The 17,567-nt window shown below is 35.2% G+C and carries 20 protein-coding genes and 1 tRNA gene; 13 read left to right on the top strand and 8 right to left on the bottom strand.

Translation table 11 applies throughout. The features are described 5' to 3' along the window. Positions 1-468 precede the first annotated feature (468 nt). The 4 genes from ACFFU9_RS10465 to ACFFU9_RS10450 all read left to right on the top strand — a co-directional run bounded on the left by ACFFU9_RS10465 (position 469) and on the right by ACFFU9_RS10450 (position 4,043). Positions 469-2,235, top strand: coding sequence for an ABC transporter ATP-binding protein (locus ACFFU9_RS10465; RefSeq protein ID WP_379861385.1), 1,767 nt, complete (start codon positions 469-471; stop codon positions 2,233-2,235). A 178-nt stretch (positions 2,236-2,413) separates the two neighbouring features. After that, complete coding sequence (locus ACFFU9_RS10460) at positions 2,414-2,992, top strand: YceI family protein (protein ID WP_379861384.1); 579 nt, start codon at positions 2,414-2,416, stop codon at positions 2,990-2,992. Positions 2,993-3,159: 167 nt separating this feature from the next. After that, on the top strand, positions 3,160-3,297 hold the full coding sequence (locus tag ACFFU9_RS10455; RefSeq protein ID WP_379861383.1) for a hypothetical protein: 138 nt from the start codon (positions 3,160-3,162) through the stop codon (positions 3,295-3,297). 131 nt (positions 3,298-3,428) lie between these two features. After that, positions 3,429-4,043, top strand: coding sequence for a DEAD/DEAH box helicase (locus ACFFU9_RS10450; protein ID WP_379861382.1), 615 nt, complete (start codon positions 3,429-3,431; stop codon positions 4,041-4,043). Positions 4,044-4,186: 143 nt separating this feature from the next. Here ACFFU9_RS10450 and ACFFU9_RS10445 read toward each other — a convergent pair whose 3' ends face one another. Both ACFFU9_RS10445 and ACFFU9_RS10440 read right to left on the bottom strand, forming a co-directional pair. Continuing rightward, positions 4,187-4,747 carry an NUDIX hydrolase gene (locus ACFFU9_RS10445; protein ID WP_379861381.1) on the bottom strand — a complete coding sequence of 187 codons (561 nt, stop codon included), beginning with the start codon at positions 4,745-4,747 and terminating at the stop codon, positions 4,187-4,189. A gap of 129 nt (positions 4,748-4,876) precedes the next feature. Continuing rightward, positions 4,877-5,965, bottom strand: coding sequence for a M42 family metallopeptidase (locus ACFFU9_RS10440; protein ID WP_379861380.1), 1,089 nt, complete (start codon positions 5,963-5,965; stop codon positions 4,877-4,879). Positions 5,966-6,068: 103 nt separating this feature from the next. Between ACFFU9_RS10440 and ACFFU9_RS10435 the strand changes: the two genes are divergently transcribed. The 3 genes from ACFFU9_RS10435 to ACFFU9_RS10425 are packed head-to-tail and all read left to right on the top strand — an operon-like array spanning position 6,069 to position 7,902. Next, positions 6,069-6,764 carry a DUF4294 domain-containing protein gene (locus tag ACFFU9_RS10435; RefSeq protein ID WP_379861379.1) on the top strand — a complete coding sequence of 232 codons (696 nt, stop codon included), beginning with the start codon at positions 6,069-6,071 and terminating at the stop codon, positions 6,762-6,764. A 4-nt stretch (positions 6,765-6,768) separates the two neighbouring features. After that, the gene (gene trhA, locus ACFFU9_RS10430; protein WP_379861377.1) at positions 6,769-7,395 is read left to right on the top strand and encodes a PAQR family membrane homeostasis protein TrhA; all 627 of its coding nucleotides are present in this window, start codon (positions 6,769-6,771) and stop codon (positions 7,393-7,395) included. Between the two features lie 15 nt (positions 7,396-7,410). Continuing rightward, positions 7,411-7,902: a GNAT family N-acetyltransferase gene (locus tag ACFFU9_RS10425; protein WP_379861376.1), complete on the top strand. Its 492-nt coding sequence runs from the start codon at positions 7,411-7,413 to the stop codon at positions 7,900-7,902. Positions 7,903-7,913: 11 nt separating this feature from the next. Here ACFFU9_RS10425 and ACFFU9_RS10420 read toward each other — a convergent pair whose 3' ends face one another. The 3 genes from ACFFU9_RS10420 to ACFFU9_RS10410 form a co-directional block, all read right to left on the bottom strand. Next, positions 7,914-8,342, bottom strand: a complete 429-nt coding sequence (locus ACFFU9_RS10420) for a DUF4268 domain-containing protein (protein WP_379861375.1) — start codon at positions 8,340-8,342, stop codon at positions 7,914-7,916. A gap of 85 nt (positions 8,343-8,427) precedes the next feature. Continuing rightward, positions 8,428-9,102, bottom strand: a complete 675-nt coding sequence (locus ACFFU9_RS10415; protein WP_379861374.1) for a ZIP family metal transporter — start codon at positions 9,100-9,102, stop codon at positions 8,428-8,430. Between the two features lie 94 nt (positions 9,103-9,196). Next, entirely contained in the window at positions 9,197-9,928 is a 732-nt protein-coding gene (locus ACFFU9_RS10410) for a class I SAM-dependent methyltransferase (RefSeq protein ID WP_379861387.1), read from the bottom strand. A 234-nt stretch (positions 9,929-10,162) separates the two neighbouring features. On the opposite strand from ACFFU9_RS10410, the gene ACFFU9_RS10405 reads away from it, so the two are divergent. Continuing rightward, positions 10,163-11,320: a THUMP domain-containing class I SAM-dependent RNA methyltransferase gene (locus ACFFU9_RS10405; protein WP_379861373.1), complete on the top strand. Its 1,158-nt coding sequence runs from the start codon at positions 10,163-10,165 to the stop codon at positions 11,318-11,320. Positions 11,321-11,715: 395 nt separating this feature from the next. On the opposite strand, the gene ACFFU9_RS10400 is transcribed toward ACFFU9_RS10405, so the two are convergent. Beyond that, positions 11,716-12,012, bottom strand: coding sequence for a Bor family protein (locus ACFFU9_RS10400; protein WP_379861372.1), 297 nt, complete (start codon positions 12,010-12,012; stop codon positions 11,716-11,718). Positions 12,013-12,589: 577 nt separating this feature from the next. On the opposite strand from ACFFU9_RS10400, the gene ACFFU9_RS10395 reads away from it, so the two are divergent. From ACFFU9_RS10395 to ACFFU9_RS10380, 4 genes are all read left to right on the top strand, one after another. Then, positions 12,590-12,751 carry a hypothetical protein gene (locus tag ACFFU9_RS10395; RefSeq protein ID WP_379861371.1) on the top strand — a complete coding sequence of 54 codons (162 nt, stop codon included), beginning with the start codon at positions 12,590-12,592 and terminating at the stop codon, positions 12,749-12,751. 154 nt (positions 12,752-12,905) lie between these two features. Next, on the top strand, positions 12,906-14,210 hold the full coding sequence (locus ACFFU9_RS10390) for a Glu/Leu/Phe/Val family dehydrogenase (RefSeq protein ID WP_379861370.1): 1,305 nt from the start codon (positions 12,906-12,908) through the stop codon (positions 14,208-14,210). Positions 14,211-14,235: 25 nt separating this feature from the next. Then, a complete protein-coding gene (locus tag ACFFU9_RS10385; protein ID WP_379861368.1) occupies positions 14,236-14,652 on the top strand; it encodes a GreA/GreB family elongation factor in 417 nt (138 codons plus the stop codon). 13 nt (positions 14,653-14,665) lie between these two features. Then, on the top strand, positions 14,666-15,073 hold the full coding sequence (locus ACFFU9_RS10380; RefSeq protein WP_379861367.1) for a hypothetical protein: 408 nt from the start codon (positions 14,666-14,668) through the stop codon (positions 15,071-15,073). Positions 15,074-15,170: 97 nt separating this feature from the next. On the opposite strand, the gene ACFFU9_RS10375 is transcribed toward ACFFU9_RS10380, so the two are convergent. Together ACFFU9_RS10375 and ACFFU9_RS10370 are read right to left on the bottom strand one after the other, a co-directional pair. Beyond that, entirely contained in the window at positions 15,171-16,364 is a 1,194-nt protein-coding gene (locus ACFFU9_RS10375) for a DegT/DnrJ/EryC1/StrS family aminotransferase (RefSeq protein WP_379861366.1), read from the bottom strand. Positions 16,365-16,498: 134 nt separating this feature from the next. After that, positions 16,499-17,128, bottom strand: a complete 630-nt coding sequence (locus tag ACFFU9_RS10370; protein ID WP_379861365.1) for an NAD(P)H-dependent oxidoreductase — start codon at positions 17,126-17,128, stop codon at positions 16,499-16,501. 181 nt (positions 17,129-17,309) lie between these two features. On the opposite strand from ACFFU9_RS10370, the gene ACFFU9_RS10365 reads away from it, so the two are divergent. Next, positions 17,310-17,394 (top strand) — tRNA-Ser (locus ACFFU9_RS10365). The last annotated feature ends 173 nt before the right edge of the window (positions 17,395-17,567 follow it).

Genomic DNA, 17,567 nt, shown 5'->3' with positions numbered 1-17,567 from the left:
TAGTGCGCTTGTAGAGTCCCATGAAAATTATTTTTAGTCTGCAAACCAAAAATAAGGGATTCTCAAGCTTCTTTAAAACTTAAACTTTCGGATAGTTGTGATTCAAAACATACTATTCTTATAAATTAATCTGTATGGGCAGAATAATTTATTTTCAATCTAATAAAGCCTTGTCTAAAATGGTTTTAGCACCTTTTAAAACAACAATTTACCTACCTGAAATCATATTATAATGACAGAACAAGCGGGTTTACTTTTAATCTATGGTTGTTTTTAAACCCTGAGTGTACGACCCACAATTTAGGGGGCTTGTTTTGGTATGTATTCATAGTTAAACATAATGCGTCGTGGCGCTTTTATCGTACAAGCATGATTTTTAGAAGAAAGCGTTTTTATTTTCAGCTTTAAATGTCTTTAATCACCGCTAAGATTAGCTATTTTTGCACACTATTTCATAATAAAAAAATAATGCGACATTTAAAAGAAAAATCAAAATCTAAAACCAAACCAAGTGTATCTATGGCAAAAGCCTTTACAACGATTATTTGGCCCAGGCGTAAGTTGGTGTTTATTGGTTTGGTTCTTATTGTGTTAAGTCGTTTGTCCAGCTTGGTGCTTCCCTGGAAAAGTAAAGCTCTTTTAGACGACGTAATCCCTAATAAAGATTACGATCAACTATACAGCCTATTGTTAATTGTTGGAATTGCAATATTAGTTCAAGCGGTTACCTCTTTTTTATTGACTAGAATCTTAAGCGTACAAGCCCAATATTTAATTAGCGAATTACGGGCACAGGTTCAAAGAAAAGTATTGTCTTTACCTATTTCGTTTTTTGATAATACAAAGTCTGGGGCCTTGGTATCTCGTATTATGAGTGATGTAGAAGGCGTACGTAACCTGATTGGTACGGGATTGGTGCAAATGGTTGGTGGCACTATTACAGCCGTTATCTCATTAGTGCTGCTTATAAATATTAGTCCGTCTATGACTTTATTTGTCTTGGTTCCAGTGGCTGTTTTTGGTCTTATAGCCTTAAAGGCTTTTAAATATATTCGTCCTATTTTTAGAACTCGGGGTGTGATTAATGCCGAAGTAACCGGAAGACTAAATGAAACCTTGGCTGGTGTGCGGGTTATTAAAGCGTTTAATGCAGAAGAACAAGAAAATAAGGTGTTTGAAAAAGGCGTAGATAGATTGTTCCAAAATGTGAAAAAAAGTTTAACAGCTACAGCGGTAATGACCAGCTCTTCTACTTTTTTATTAGGAATTGCTTCTACTGGGATTATGGGTATTGGAGGTTACAAAATCATGTTAGGAGAATTAACGGTGGGCGATTTTTTATCGTTTACACTATTGCTGGGTTTTATGATTGCGCCTATTGTGCAGATGAGCAATATTGGTAGCCAATTAACAGAAGCCCTAGCGGGTTTAGATAGAACAGAAGAGTTGATGAATGAAACTGCGGAAGACGATAATGAAGAGCGCAGCATTCCACTTGAAAATTTAAAAGGTGCTATCGAGTTTAACAATGTCTCGTTTGCTTACAATGAAGGTGATAACGTGTTGCACAACATCAGCTTTAAAGCCCCTGCAGGTACGGTAACGGCACTGGTTGGAAGTTCGGGGTCTGGCAAATCGACTATTGCTGGATTATCGGCTACTTTTTTAAATCCAATTTCAGGCGTTGTTACTGTAGATGACCAAGACTTAACGAAAGTTAAATTGAATAGTTTTAGAAAGCATTTAGGTGTGGTGTTGCAAGACGAATTTCTTTTTGAAGGCACCATAAAAGAAAACATTTTATTTCCTAGGCCAAATGCCACAGAAGACGAATTGCAAAACGCAGTTAAGGCGGCTTATGTAAACGAATTTACAGACCGTTTTGATAAGGGATTGGATACCTTGATAGGGGAGCGGGGCGTAAAGCTTTCGGGAGGACAGCGCCAACGCCTAGCCATAGCGCGCGCTATTTTGGCCAACCCTAAAATAATTATCTTAGATGAGGCCACATCTAATCTAGATACCGAAAGCGAAGCCTTAATCCAAAAAAGTTTATCTGAATTAATAAAAGACAGAACTACTATCGTAATTGCGCACCGATTGAGCACCATTAGAAAAGCAGATCAGATTTTGGTAATTGAAGCCGGTAGAATTGCAGAGCGTGGAACACACGACGATCTAATTGCTTTAGAAGGAAGGTATTACGATCTATATACCTATCAAGCGAAAATATAAATTAAAAAAATCCCTTTTACTACACTATAAAACACTTTTGTTATAAAAGTAATGGCTTTTGAAAGGTCTTTAAATACAAACGACTAAAAGCAGAGCTGTTTTAAATAGAGGTATTGATAACGATTTGATGTCAACATATTAAAATAGTGGTATAACAATTTTAAAAAAAAATAAAAAAATGAAAAACACAATTAAATCCTTTGCCTTTTTAGCCGTTATTGCATGTTTAACGTTCTCGTTTACTACACTTAAAACTGAGAAGAAAGATATTAAAACAGAAAAAAGTAACGTGGTCTGGAAGGGTTATAAAGTTACAGGTGCGCATGATGGTACTATAGCTATTTCATCAGGTAATCTACTGTTTAATGATGACGTTCTAACCGGTGGAACTTTTGTAATGGATATGAAGTCCATAATTGTAACCGATTTAGAAGGGGATTATAAAGGAAAATTAGAAACACATTTAAAATCTGATGATTTTTTTGGTGTTGATGCCTATCCAACTGCTACATTAACATTTACTAATGTAAAAGCTTCAGGTAAAAATGCATATAATATTACTGGAGATTTAACGATAAAAGGAAAAACAAACCCCATCACGTTTGTAATGTCTATCTATGGAAGTAAAGCATCGGCATCTTTAAAAGTAGATCGCTCTAAATATGATGTAAAATATGGTTCTGCAAGTTTTTTCGATGATTTGAAAGATAAAACGATTTACGATGAATTTGACTTAATAGCAGATTTAGAGTTTTAAATCGCATGGTGCAATTATAAAAAAGCGTTCAGAAATGGACGCTTTTTTTTATTTTATAAAAGCTTTTATCACCACATAAACTTTAACCCAAGACATTATATTTTTAACTCAAAGCAGAACTTGGTTTTTTCAATTTAAAAAAAAGCTATTTTTATAAAAACTTTATTATGAAAAAATTATTGCAAATATTCGGTGCGGCTTGGGGAGCAAAAAAAATAGGTGGTGGATCATGTGGTTGTATTGGAACCATCGTGGTATTCGTTATCCTATATTGGTTATTGGGAAATGTTTTTGAAATGTTTTAAGACTTTTTAAAACGGTTGTTGGTTTATGTTAACCGTTTGGGTTTAAAAGGCATTATACATAAAGCGGCTATATAAATGGGGTTCGGAATATTTAATGGTATATTTGCAAATAAATCATCCAACTTCATTTTATGCCATTTAAAAAACTCATCCACTCTATAAAAGACACGCTTAAGTTTAAAGGTTATGATACCCCATTACCTTTACAGAAAAAAATATTATCTAAAATAAAAGGGGGCACGAGTATGTTTTGTATTGCTCCAGAGGGAGCAGGAAAAACAACCAGCATTATTATAAGTGTTGTTCAAAAATTAAAAGGCGAAGCTTTTGAAGATGCGCCAAGAGCATTGATTTTTGTTAAGGACAAGGAAGCAGCACTAGATTTAAAACTGGAGTTTGATGCGTATACCAAGAAAACAGATTTAAGAGTGTATTGTGCTTATGAAGAACATAATATTGAACTGCAACGGGAGGAACTTTATTTAGGAACAGACATTGTTATTGCTACTCCCAAACGTTTAAATAGGATTTTCTTTTTAAACGGTATCAATTTGAACAAGTTGCAAATGTGTATTGTAGATGATGCCGAATTTTTGTTTAGGAATAATAATTTTGCAGAAGTTACGCGTACCCCAGAAAGTATTGGCAATTGCCAATATTTGGTATTTTCTACTACTTATGACGCCCGTTTTGATCGTTGGAGAGAAAGCTTCATGTATCATGCAGAGGTTATAAAAAGCGTGTAGTTTACAAGGGAAATAAAAGGGCTTTAATGTTTTTATACTTTTTATGAGAGCGTAACGCTTTGTATATAGGTGCTATGGTGCATTCGATTTCGAATGGTCTAATTCTTTTATAATACATTCTTAAAAACAAATCATTCAAGTAGCTACTGTGATTTTATTTGTGTTTTTATCGCTTTAAGAATCATTTCGTAATAGGCTTTGTTTGAAGGTACAAAATGATTTCCATTTTTACCAATAGTATCGATAAGGGCTTGAAAAGCTCCAATGGAAACTAATTTTAAAGCTTCAACCTCCTCCTCTTGAGGACTTAAGTGGGCGATGGGAACTTGTAGTTCACATATAAACGTATTGTAAAACTCATTATCTATTATGGCTTGCCCATAACTTTGAAAGGATTCAAAAACACCAATTTTATACAAATGGCTTTCAAGAATATCTAGCCCGATTTCTTCTTGGGTTTCTCTAATTGCAGCCTGTACGATGGATTCTCCATGCCCCACATGTCCTGCTACCGATACATCCCACAATAGTGGGCAAATGCTTTTTTTTGCAGAACGTTGTGATAATAAAATACGCCCGTCTTTTGTATAAAACCAAATATGGGCGGTATGATGATAATATCCTTTTTGGTGTATAATGGATTTTAATTCAAATGTGCCCGTTGGATTTCCATCACCATCTACAATATCTATGTATTCGTCCATTTTTATTCTTTTCTGAAAGGGAAATTCCTAAAGGATTTTAGCGTTGTTATGTAGAGCGTGTTGAAAACAAACCATGTTAAAAAAAGGATGTATTTAACACGCTCGGTATAACAATGTGTTTTTAAAAAACTATTCGAAATAACTAAACGTATCGCCGTCTTTTATATTTAATAGCGTTTCGTAAATCAACTTAATAACATTTTCAACATCATCTCTATGCACCATTTCTACTGTGGTGTGCATGTACCGAAGTGGTAATGAAATTAGAGCAGATGCTACACCGCCGTTACTATATGCAAAGGCATCGGTGTCTGTACCAGTAGCACGCGAAAGGGCATTACGTTGAAAAGGTATGTTTTTAGCGTCGGCAGTATCGGTAATTAAATCACGTAGTTTTTGCTGCACTGCTGGAGCGTAAGCAATCACTGGGCCTGCACCAATTTGTAAATCACCTTGCGTTTTCTTTTCAATCATAGGTGTTGTTGTATCGTGCGTTACGTCGGTAACAATGGCCACGTTGGGTTTTATTTTCTGTGTGATCATTTCGGCACCACGCAACCCAATTTCCTCTTGAACAGCATTAACAATATAGAGGCCAAACGGAAGGTTTTTTTTGTTTTCTTTAAGTAACCTGGCCACTTCTGCGATCATAAAGCCGCCCATTCTATTGTCTAAAGCACGACATACAAATTTGTCGCCATTTAGTATATGGAACTCATCTGGATAAGTAATCACACAGCCCACATGAACGCCTAATGCTTCAACGTCGGCTTTAGTATTGCACCCACAATCTATAAAAATATTATCGGGTTTCGGCCCTACTTCTTTTGCTTTGTTTCGGGTATGTATGGCCGGCCATCCAAATACACCTTTTACAATACCCTTTTTAGTATGGATGTTAACGACTTTACTAGGAGCTATTTGATGATCGCTGCCTCCATTTCTAATCACGTAAATTAATCCATCATCAGAAATATAATTTACATACCATGAAATTTCATCTGCGTGGCCTTCAATAACGACTTTGTATTTTGAATTTGGATTTATTATCCCCACTGCAGAACCATAAGTGTCGGTGATAAACTCATCTACGTAAGGTTTTAGATATTCCATCCACAATTTTTGCCCATCCCATTCGTATCCTGTTGGTGAGGCATTATTTAAATATTTTTCTAAAAAGTCCATTGACTTCTTATTAAGTATGCTCTTGTTTGCCATTTATAAAAGTTTTGTACTAAAATAGTAATATATATAGGAAAAAAATGTTTTACAGACTGTAAATTCTTAATTTTGGAATGTTAATACCGAATATTTTTTATTGATGACGTATTTAAAATTTATATTCATAGTGTTTCCTGTTTTGCTCTTTGCGCAAGTTAATAAAACGGCAGAAGATACAATAGCTCAAAGCGCAACTGCTGCCGATTATATTATCGTTGAAGGGGATTCTATATTCAGGCGTAGTATAGACTTGGACGAAGTTATGATTTTACATAAACTGTCTTTTAAAGATAAGGAGGCAAGAATTCGATATTTGATATTACGTCGAAAGACCTTAAAAGTTTACCCTTATGCAAAATTAGCGGCTGAACGTTTAGATACGATGAACGCACGTTTGGCCAGTTTAAAAAAGAGCCGCCATAAGCGTAAATACGCTAAGCAGGTTCAGAAGTTTTTAGAAGATGAATTTTCTGAAGAATTAAAAAAAATGAGCAGAACCGAAGGACAGATTTTGGTGAAGTTGATACACAGACAAACCGGCACAACCGCTTTCGATTTGGTTAAACAGTTGCGAAACGGCTGGCGTGCCTTTTGGTACAATACTACCGCTAGCTTGTTTGATATTGCATTAAAACGGGAGTTCAATCCTGTTATTGAAAAAGAAGATTATTTAATTGAAGACATTTTACAAAGGAGCTTTCAAAGTGGCCTCTTAAAACGCCAAGAATCGGCCATTAAATTCGATTTTTATGATTTGACCCAAAAATGGGTACACCAACAAGGTACAAAAGATTAGTCCAATGCGAATTCAAACCGCTTTCGAAGAAAAAATCAATGCCATTTCGCATGCTATCGGTGCGTTACTAGGTGTTGCAGCTTTGGTATTGCTTATTGTTTTTAATACCAATAAAACCAACTGGAGCTTGTTTAGTGTTATAGTATATGGTATTTCAATTATCGTACTTTTTACTGCGTCTACTGTTTTTCATGCCGTTAGAAATGAAAAACGTAAACATTATTTTAGAATAGTAGATCATATTAGTATTTATTTATTGATTGCAGGAACCTATACGCCGGTTTGCTTGATTGCTTTGGAGCAAAGTAGGGGATGGCCTTTATTTTTTACGGCTTGGGGCATTGCTACTTTTGGAGTGGTGTTAAAATTGTTTTTTACAGGACGATTCGAGCTTTTTTCTACACTTTTGTACTTGATAATGGGCTGGTTAATTGTATTGGACTTTTCAAATCTCTCAGAAGCCATAGGAAGTGAAGGGGTTTTGTTGTTGTTCGCAGGTGGGCTATCTTATACTATTGGCGTGATTTTTTATGTATGTCATCGTATTCCTTATAATCATAATATATGGCATGTGTTTGTGCTTGCGGGAGCTGTTTTTCATTTTTTAATGATTTTTATGCATATTATTTGATACCTATGTTTTAATATGATAACCATTAGTCCAGTACACAGCGCTCCAGATTGCTTGCGAATAGAAAAGTTAGCAGATGCCATCTGGCGTAAGCATTATATTCCTATGGTAGGAAAGCCTCAGATTGATTATATGCTTCACAAATATCAATCGGAAACAGCAATAGCGAACCAAATTAAAGAGGGATTTGAATATTTTTTATTGCATGCCGATAAAGTACCAGTGGGCTATATAGCCATAAAGAAAGAGGTAAACGAACTGTTTTTAAGTAAAATATATGTGCTTAGCAATTATAGAAGGCAGGGCATAGGTACTTTTGCTTTAAGGTTTGTTAAAGAAAAAGCAAAAAAATATCAGTTAAAGGCCATTCGGCTTACCGTAAATGTTAACAATAGTAATTCTATTGCAGCTTATAAACGCTTAGGCTTTGAAAACACAGGAACGTTAATCACAGATATTGGTCAAGGTTTTGTAATGGACGATTATGTAATGGTTAAACCTCTTTAGGTGTTTAGAACTCAGTTTTCAATAAAATCCCGATAATCTTCAAAAAAAACTTCAAACATATTCATTTTTTCATTGAAGAATTCCATAACATCGCGCCAACTATTCTTATTATGAATGGATACTTTTTGGTTTAAAGGCACGTAGATTCGCGAAATTTCTTTTTCGTTATCTAAAAAATACTCTTCTTCAAAATGTGCATCAGGAAGATAATCATTTAATAAAATGGTTTTTAAACCCTGAAGTTTTCCCCAATATTTTATACGGTTTTCTAAGTCGTCTTCTAAATCTAGAGCGACCAATGCTGTCTTGTTATCAAAATGAAACTTAAAACTAAAGCCTTTCAGCTTTGTGTCGTATAAAATCCATTTCCGTGGAAACGATTTTCCAAAACTCGTCCAAAATTCTTGTCGTAACCGTCTGGATTCTTCTTTACTAAACATGATAAGAAATTTTAGGAAATAGAAAAAACAGATTTAAAAACCAAAAAGATAGGTCTTTTGTTCTCTGCTTTTCTCTATTCCCGTTTTATATAAGATAAGCAACGCCAACACCCAGGATAATGGCTATAAGTTTTGATAGATTGAATTTATGGCCATCACTGCTTTCAAACAAAATAGTAGTGGAAATATGGAAAAATATACCAATAACAATGGCATTCATAATTTGTGCATAATCTCCAATCATTTCTGTGGTGTGCGAAATAAATGTGCCTAAAGGTGTCATAAGCGCAAATATTATTAAAAATCCAGCAACCTGTATTTTAGAGTACTTCGATTGTAATAAAAACATGGTAATTAATGTGGCTATAGGTATTTTATGTACTAAAACACCATAAACCATATCGTTATGGTCGTGTATAGAAAATCCTTCAAGGAAACTATGGATACACAAACTGATAAATAATACCCATGGGAATTCTGTTTCATTCTTATTAATGTGCACATGCCCGTGTTCTGCTCCCTTAGAAAATAATTCTAAAATAATCTGTAGCAAAATACCGCACATAATAAAGAGTCCAGAACGCTTAGCATCTAAATGGCCGTAAACTTCTGGCAATAATTCGAAAAGTGTTAAGGCCAATAAAAAGGCCCCACTAAAAGAAAGAAGGAGCTTGTTGTTCCAGGATTTATGGTTTTTAGTGATTAATGCTAAAATAAAGCCTAAAACAACGGCAAGGATGGGGAAAATAAATTTATTCATCAGTAATTATAAATAGAGTTGCGTTAATTGTTAGTAGATTTAGAGGGCTAGCCTAAACAACTTATAAACCCAATACCTTCCTGTTTTATTTAAATTATTTAAAAATCATTATTAAACGTTCTGATGTTTTGGCTTTAAATTTTTGTAGCTTATAGTCTCCAAAAACATCTAATAAATAAACGCCAGCTTGCTCAAAAAGTGCTTCAAAGTCTGATAACGTAAACCCTCTTACATGCTCTGTATAGTTAAAGTCGCGTCCATCTGTGCTAAAACGGATATCTTTTATAATATAACCGTTTTCTACATAACGCTTTAAATGAAAATCGATACCATCTACCGTTTTAATTTCTTCTGGTACTAAGGTGTCGATTACAAATTCGCTGTTTAAAAAATCGATCACTCCAAAGCCAAAGGTGTTTAATTCCGCTTTAATGGCTTTAATGGTTTTTAAATGGTCGTCATCATTATCAAAATATCCAAAACTGGTAAACAGATTAAATACGGCATCAAATTGTTTGGGGTAGGGTTGGCACATGTTGTGCACATCAAAATGCAGTCTATGGTTTTCAAATTGTTTTGCATATTCAATACTGTTCTCACTTAAGTCTACACCCGTAACATCGTAGCCAATTTTATTTAGATAAAGGGAATGGCGCCCTTTTCCACAGGCTAAATCTAAAATTTTACCACCTTGCGGAATGTTTAAATACTCTGTAAGCGTATCCATAAAAGCGCGGGCCTCGGTATCGTCTCTATCTTTGTATAAAATATGATAATATGGTGTGTCAAACCATGATGTAAACCATTTTGTAGAATTATTCGTCATAGTCATATTTCCTTATTAAAAAGGAATCTCTTTTTTTAATATTTTGATTTTTTTGAAGTCGTTACTACCGTTATTAGCTGCATCTATTTGTTTTATGAATGAAAAACAGCATACCAAAAACGTATTAAAAAGACTTCTACTGTCCCTGATTTTTTAGGGATTGATCCATTATCTGCAATTACTACTTAATTTGTGCAAAATTACGTTATTTTTGCAAAGTATTTGACGAAAAAAATGGAAGAAAATTTCAATATGGTTGCCAAAACATTATTTGGCTTTGAAGACTTATTAGCAAACGAACTAACACAACTTGGAGCCCTTCATGTAAAGAAAGGGGTTCGTAATGTGTCGTTCTCTGGAGATAAAGGGTTTATGTACAAAGCAAACTTAAGCTTACGTACTGCAATTAAAATATTAAAACCTATTCATACTTTTTCGGTTAATAATGAAAAGGAGCTTTATGATAAAATCTACGCCATGGATTGGAGTGCCTATTTAAAGCCCACAGGGACTTTAGCTATAGATGCCACGATACACTCCGATTTGTTTTCGCACTCGCTTTATATCGCACAAAAAACAAAAGATGCTATTGTAGATAAGTTTAGGGAAACCGATGGGCAGCGTCCTAATGTGGATTTAAAATTTCCCGATTTAAAAGTAAATGTGCATATCGATAGACGGCAGTGTACCATTTCTTTGGATTCCTCTGGAGATTCTTTGCATAAACGAGGTTATAAAACGGCCACCAATATAGCGCCTATAAACGAAGTATTGGCAGCTGGATTGATTATGCTCTCGGGTTGGGATGGCCAAACCGATTTTATGGATCCTATGTGCGGTAGTGGTACAATGCTTATTGAAGCCGCAATGATTGCCTGTAATATACCGCCAAACCTTATGCGAAAGGAATTTGCTTTTGAGCGTTGGCAAGATTGGGATGTAGACCTGTTCGAAAAGATAGAAGATTCCTTATTGAAAAAAACACGTGATTTTCATCATAAAATAGTGGGGTATGATAAAGCACCAAGTGCTGTTGAGAAAGCGAAAGAAAACGTGAAAAATGCACAACTTGAAGAGTTTATAGATGTAAAGCATGAAGATTTTTTCAAAACCCAAAAAGGAGGTGATGAAAAATTACATATGGTTTTCAATCCACCATATGGTGAACGTTTAAATTTAGATATGGAAGCGTTTTATAAAAGTATTGGGGATACTTTAAAACAAAATTACCCTGGTACCGATGCGTGGTTTATTACATCAAATCTAGAAGCACTTAAACATGTTGGCTTAAGGCCTTCGAGAAAAATACAGTTGTATAATGCGAAATTGGAAGCCCGTTTTGTAAAATACGTTATGTACGAAGGGAGTAAAAAAGGAAAATATATGGTTTAATACCTCACTAGCATCACTGTGTTTATTCTACATCCTAATTCTAGTATAGATGTTCAGATGTTCGTTTTTATTTTTCCTGATGATCTTGAAAGAGGTAAAAAAAGGCACGGCTAAGAATTGTGCTTTTTAAGATGAGAATATAAGCCTTATTGCTTTAGTATATTGGTTTTTTTGCTTCTTGTAAAATAAACGATCAAGCTTGAAAGAATAAAAAGAAGCCCTTTTCCTAATAACGCCCCGAATCCAAAATCACTTAATTGAGAAATGCCCAGAGATAAAATCTGGATTATATTATATAGAAAAATCAGTGCTGCCACAATAAAAATATAATGTAAAGCTTTTTTCATAATAGATAAACAAAGGCGAGATGTAACATCTCGCCTTTTCAGTTTTAATTATTTAGTAACTGTAGTTGTCGTTGGTGTGTAGATTCCAAAAGTAATGGCAGCTACTAAACCATTTACAAAAGAGTGTCTTGTAAAGATAGTATAGTCTGAAGCACCGTCAGCCATTTGTTTAGAATCAGAAACTCCAACTGGAGCCAATCCAGCAATTACATAGTGATTCCATTTTGTAGTTTGGCTGTTCCCTTGAGCGCCTTGCCCTACTACACTTGTGTAAGAATAACAAGAGGTTAACAATAAAGATGTTGCACATACTACCGTCATTAATTTTAATGTTCTTTTGATCATGTTGTTGGTTATTTTATTTAAGATTAAGGTTTATTTTGAAAGAAAAAACGTTTTCTTTTCAAAAAGTGAAAGGCAAAAGTAATACAAATTGAAAGAAAAAAAGCATAGCGCTAGTAAGTTTTTTTATACTGTGGTTTTATAAAGTATAATGCATTTATTTTAAGATGTTTACATTTTAAATGTAGGTGATGCGGTTTAAAAAATGATGGTGTGATAATTAAAGCCTTAAAGAAAGCTTAGTTAATTTTAATAACTATTGAAGCAAGGGCTTGAAAATTTATTTAAATGGATTTGAAAAAGATTAAATTCAGTGATTAAAAAGAAGCGCCTAAGTTTTAAATATTATAGACACTGGCGCTGTTAAAAGCTCTGCTAATTTTTGTTTTACGAGTGATGTTACGATTTTAAATTGGTACTATTTTACGCAATCGGTTAAAATAGTCTCGATTTTTCTCATCCATTATCGAGCTATAAATTTTTTAGTGGTGCTTATTTACAGAGACTTCCCTTTTCTGTTCTTTTTTTTATAGGTATTGGCATGCTCGTTGCTTTTAGGTAATAAAAAATCATTACAATTATGAAAGCAAATCCATTTAATATTTGTCCGAGTTGTAAACATAACACCACATGTGTGCTTACAAATCAAAAACAGACCGTTTGGAATTGTAGTGAATACCAACGCATCCAGGGGTCTGTAAAAAACATGACACCCGAGCCAGAATATAAATGGGCGATATAAATTAAAAGAAGATGACGCTACGTGAAATTTTAAAAAGACTTTCCGCTTTAGGAAAAAACAAGAACAAAACACAAGTCCGTCCCATTCCCGTTCAAGCAGAACCAGGGAGCAGGATAAAAAACAACTAAAACCAATCTTAAAAAAAACATATAATATGACAATAGCCAAACAATTAGAGCCAGAGGTAAAACCTTTAAAAAAGACAAAAGTAAAGGCAAAAAGTGTTTTGGAACAATTTAATACCGCAGCAGACCATATTGGACTTAATCCTAATATTAGGAAGATATTAAGTATTACCAATAATGAGATCATTGTCCATTTTCCTGTAAAAATGGATAATGGTGAGGTTGAAATATTTACAGGATACCGAGTGCAGCACAATAATGCATTGGGCCCTTATAAAGGTGGATTAAGATATCATCCTACCGTAGATATTGATGCAGCAAGAGCCTTGGCTATGTGGATGACCTGGAAAAGCTCTTTGGCAGGCTTGCCGTTTGGCGGTGGAAAAGGAGGTATACAAATTGATCCTTCAAAATATTCGATAACAGAACTGGAGCGCATCACGAGGCGTTTTACTTATGCTTTAGGCGACAATATTGGGCCAGCGCATGATATACCTGCGCCAGATGTTAATACCAGTGCACAAACCATGGCATGGATGGCCGATACTTATATGAGTACCCGATCTCCGGCGGCCCGTTCCATGAATCAGCATGTGGTAACTGGAAAACCTGTAGATTCAGGTGGGTTAGAAGGCCGTGACCGTGCAACTGGATATGGCGTGTATTTGAGCATTAAATTTTGGGCAGAAAAAAACAATATCAATTTAGAAAACAAAACGTACATCGTTCAAGGTTTTGGTAATGTGGGATACTGGACCAGCTGGTTTCTAGAAAAAGAAGGAGCTAAATTAATTGGTGTTCAAGATGCGTTTGCTACGCTTCATAATGAGAACGGAATTAAAATAGACGACTTATCCAACTACAGTTTGGCAAACAAAAACAGTATTGCTCAATTTCCAGATGCAAATCAAATAGAAATGCAAGACTTTTTTGGTCTAGAGTGTGATATTTTGATACCAGCAGCTTTGGGTAACCAAATTACTGAAGATAATGCCCATATTATTAAAACAGGCTTTATTGCAGAAGGTGCGAATGGTCCAATAGATACAGAAGGAGAACGTATATTAGTGGAAAGAGGCATCTCAATTATACCAGATATTTTGTGTAATTCGGGAGGGGTTGTTGCTAGTTATTTTGAATGGCTGCAAAACCGAAATGGAGAAATTTGGCAAATGGATGAGATCATGGGCAAATTGGACAAAAAATTAAAACAATCTTTTGATAAAGTTTATGAATATTCGCAAGATAAAAATGTAGATATGAGAACTGCTGCCTATGCCATTGCAATACAACGTATTGAGAAGGCATATATACAAAGAGGTATTTTTCCATAAATAACAATTTAAATTTTTAATAGAGATGAAATACGGAAGTTTAATGATTGAAAAAAAAGAATATGTTTATTTAAAACGTATGCTTAATGTATCGGGGTACGTAGGTGATTTTGAAACACAAAAATCTCTACAAAAACTTACCGAAGAACTTAAACTTGCTCATATTTTAGACGAAAAGGATATGCCACAAGACGTTGTGAGATTTAATAGTGTTGTTACTATTATAACGGAAAGCGGATTAGAAAGAAAACTTCAGGTTGTAAAGCCATCTGAAAAAAATTTATTGCAAAATAGAATATCCATATTAACAAGCATGGGGGCGGCCCTTTTTGGGCAATCCACTGAAGATAAGATTAAGTGGAAATTCCCTAAAGGAATAGAAACCATAAGTGTATTACATGTAGAGCAAAAAGAGCCTTCCGATATGGATATATTAATTTAAAAAAAACAAAAAAATGGAACTAGTTGTTCAGAATTCTAATGTAGAAATGGTACACAAATACAATTCCATAGAACTTAAAGGATGGATCAATCAATTGGAATATATTGATAGAGAAATTGATAATTTTTTAAATTTATATGCTTCTGATGTTGTAAATGATACTATGCCTAAGGCTATACAGTATCGTTTTTTAAAGCGGAAGGACGAAAACAAGCATCTTTATGAAACTGTTTTGGCGTATTCTGAAAGCTATTATGCTAAAGCCATGGCGCCACACGATATGGCATGCGATATGGTTTATTTGGAAGAATACAATCAACTTCGTAAGAGCTATGAATACCATTTGGAAAAATACCGACGGGTTAAAGATATTTTGTTTAGCAAAGCCCTAAGAAAAGTACATGTAGATAACGCTTCTTAAAAGACGTTATCCCTTTACTGAAATTTAAAAAACCGTGATCGAATACATTTTCGATCACGGTTTTTTTATTATTATAGGCCATTAGAAATTCAAGCGGCTACAAACTGGCCTGAATTGCTTTTACCATGGCTTTTGCACGGTCTTTTACCTGTTGCTCCGTCCATGATAATTTAATTAAACAGGAGATGTTTCTGGAAATGTGATGGTCCGATTTTTCGAATGTTTTGGTTTCAAGATATCCCAATCCTTTTTTTACGCCTTCGGAAATCGGGAAAAGTGATTTGATTTCCTTTAAATGATTCCATTTTCTAATATAATGCCAATTGTTATCAAAATAATGAAAACACGCATCTACGTCATGTGTCTTCAATTCTTGCGAGGCTTTACGAGCGATTTCTACATCGGGTAAAAAGAAATTTAAAAAAGCATAGCTTTCTACACCTCCTTCGGGAACGGTTCTAAAAGTAACTTCGGGAATTTGAGATAAGGCTTCTCTTAAAATCGTATAGTTTCGTTTTTGGATATCCAAGAATTCTGGTAAACGCTTCACTTGGGCCAAGCCTACAGCGGCATGAAGTTCTGAAATTCTAAAATTATAGCCGAAAAAGGGGTGCGATTCTGCACCTCTGTCGTTTCCTATATGGTCGTGCCCATGATCGCTATAGTGATCGGCATTTGTGTAATAGGTCTTATTATTGGTTACCACGGCACCGCCTTCGCCACAGGTTATGGTTTTTACAAAATCGAAGGAAAAACAGCCTAAATCGCCTATGCTGCCTAATGGTTTGCCGTTGTAGGTAGCGCCTATAGATTGGCAGGCATCTTCTACCAAAAGTAGCTTATGTGCAGTGCAAATGCTTTGCAAAGCATCCATGTTTGCCATGCTACCGCACATTTGTACAACCATAACGGCTTTGGTTTTTGGTGTTATGGCGGCTTCCACGGCTTGTGGGTCTAGTCCTAAAGTAGCATCGATATCGACCAATACGGGAATGGCACCAAGCATCATAATAGCTTCAAAACTCGCTACAAATGTAAAACAAGGCATGATAACTTCATCGCCTGCGCCCACACCTGCAGATGCTAAGGCTACAGATACAGCGGCAGTTCCGTTTGAAACGAGCTGCACATGTTTAGATTGGAACGTTTTTTCCAATTCGGCCTCTAAGGCTTTGGCTTTCCAGTGGCCGTTTCGCATCCCATCAAAACCGTAGCGCATAAGCACGCCATTATCTAAAACATCATTAACTTCTTGTCGTTCTAAATCTCCAAATAATTCAAATCCAGGCATAATATTATTTTTTATTCTTTAATATTGAGTTTTTCGGGGTTGCGTTAGGGATTGTAGTGTAAATCCTTTTGCCTTTTGCAAAAGATTGGAACGGAAAGCCCGACCCTTGGGTAACGCCCTGCTATTTAAAATGGTTATAATTCTATAATGGTATCTTCTATGGGTTTTCTAACCTTTTTAAAGTCTGAAAACATATCGTCTTTTGCTCTGTAGCCCACGGGCAGTGCTAAAACCGATTTTAATCCTTTTTCCTTCAGTCCTAAAACCTCGTCGTATTTTAAAGGGAGAAACCCCTCCATAGGGCAGGAGTCTATACCTTCTATAGCGCAAACCGTCATTAAATTGCCCAATGCAATGTATGCTTGGTTTTTAGACCAGTTTTGACGCTTTTCGACACTCATGCTCTGTACGGTGTCGATTAAGCTTTCCCGAAAGGGTTTTAAGATGGTTTCTGGCGTGTCCCGAAGGTCTTTAATGTTATCGTATAAATCGATTACATCGGTATTGAGAATATCGTCGTGAATGCAAATAACCAATAGGTGAGAGGCATCTGTAACTTGTTTTTGATAAAAGGAATGGGGGAGTAAGGCCGTTTTTAGCTCCTGATTTTCTATTATCAGCAGTTTGATGGTCTGAAGTCCGAAAGCGGTAGCAGTTAAGTTAAACGCTTCTTTTAATATATTTAATTGAGCTGAAGTCAGTTTTTTGGTTTTGTCAAACTTTTTGGTTGCATAACGCCATCGCAGCTTTTTAATCGTATCCATTGTAATATTAAATATTTATACAAAAGTAAGCTTTGGAATTTGGATTTTATATAAAATGACCTAAAATATGCCTTTATGGAAGGCTTGTAAAATATTTTATAAAAAAATGCTTTTTTATTTGAAAGAGTTAAAAAAGGTTCTATATTTGCACCCGCAATCAGGGATATACCTGATGACGCTCGGAGAAATGGCAGAGCGGTCGAATGCGGCAGTCTTGAAAACTGTTGAGGGTCACACCTCCGGGGGTTCGAATCCCTCTTTCTCCGCTGAAAAGCCCCGAAACACTAGTGTTTACGGGGCTTTGTTTTTATGGGTGTTGAATTGGGTGTTGTTTGGGATCAAGTCCAAAAGTTGTGGGATTTTAAGATTATGCATAAATTGTTGTAAGTCTATATAGGAAGAACTCTACGTTTCTAACCCCTCTGAACTGCGCTCTAAA

This window comes from Mariniflexile ostreae (genome assembly GCF_042427585.1).
Taxonomy (GTDB): domain Bacteria; phylum Bacteroidota; class Bacteroidia; order Flavobacteriales; family Flavobacteriaceae; genus Pseudalgibacter; species Pseudalgibacter ostreae.
This window is presented reverse-complemented; position numbering and strand designations above follow the sequence as displayed.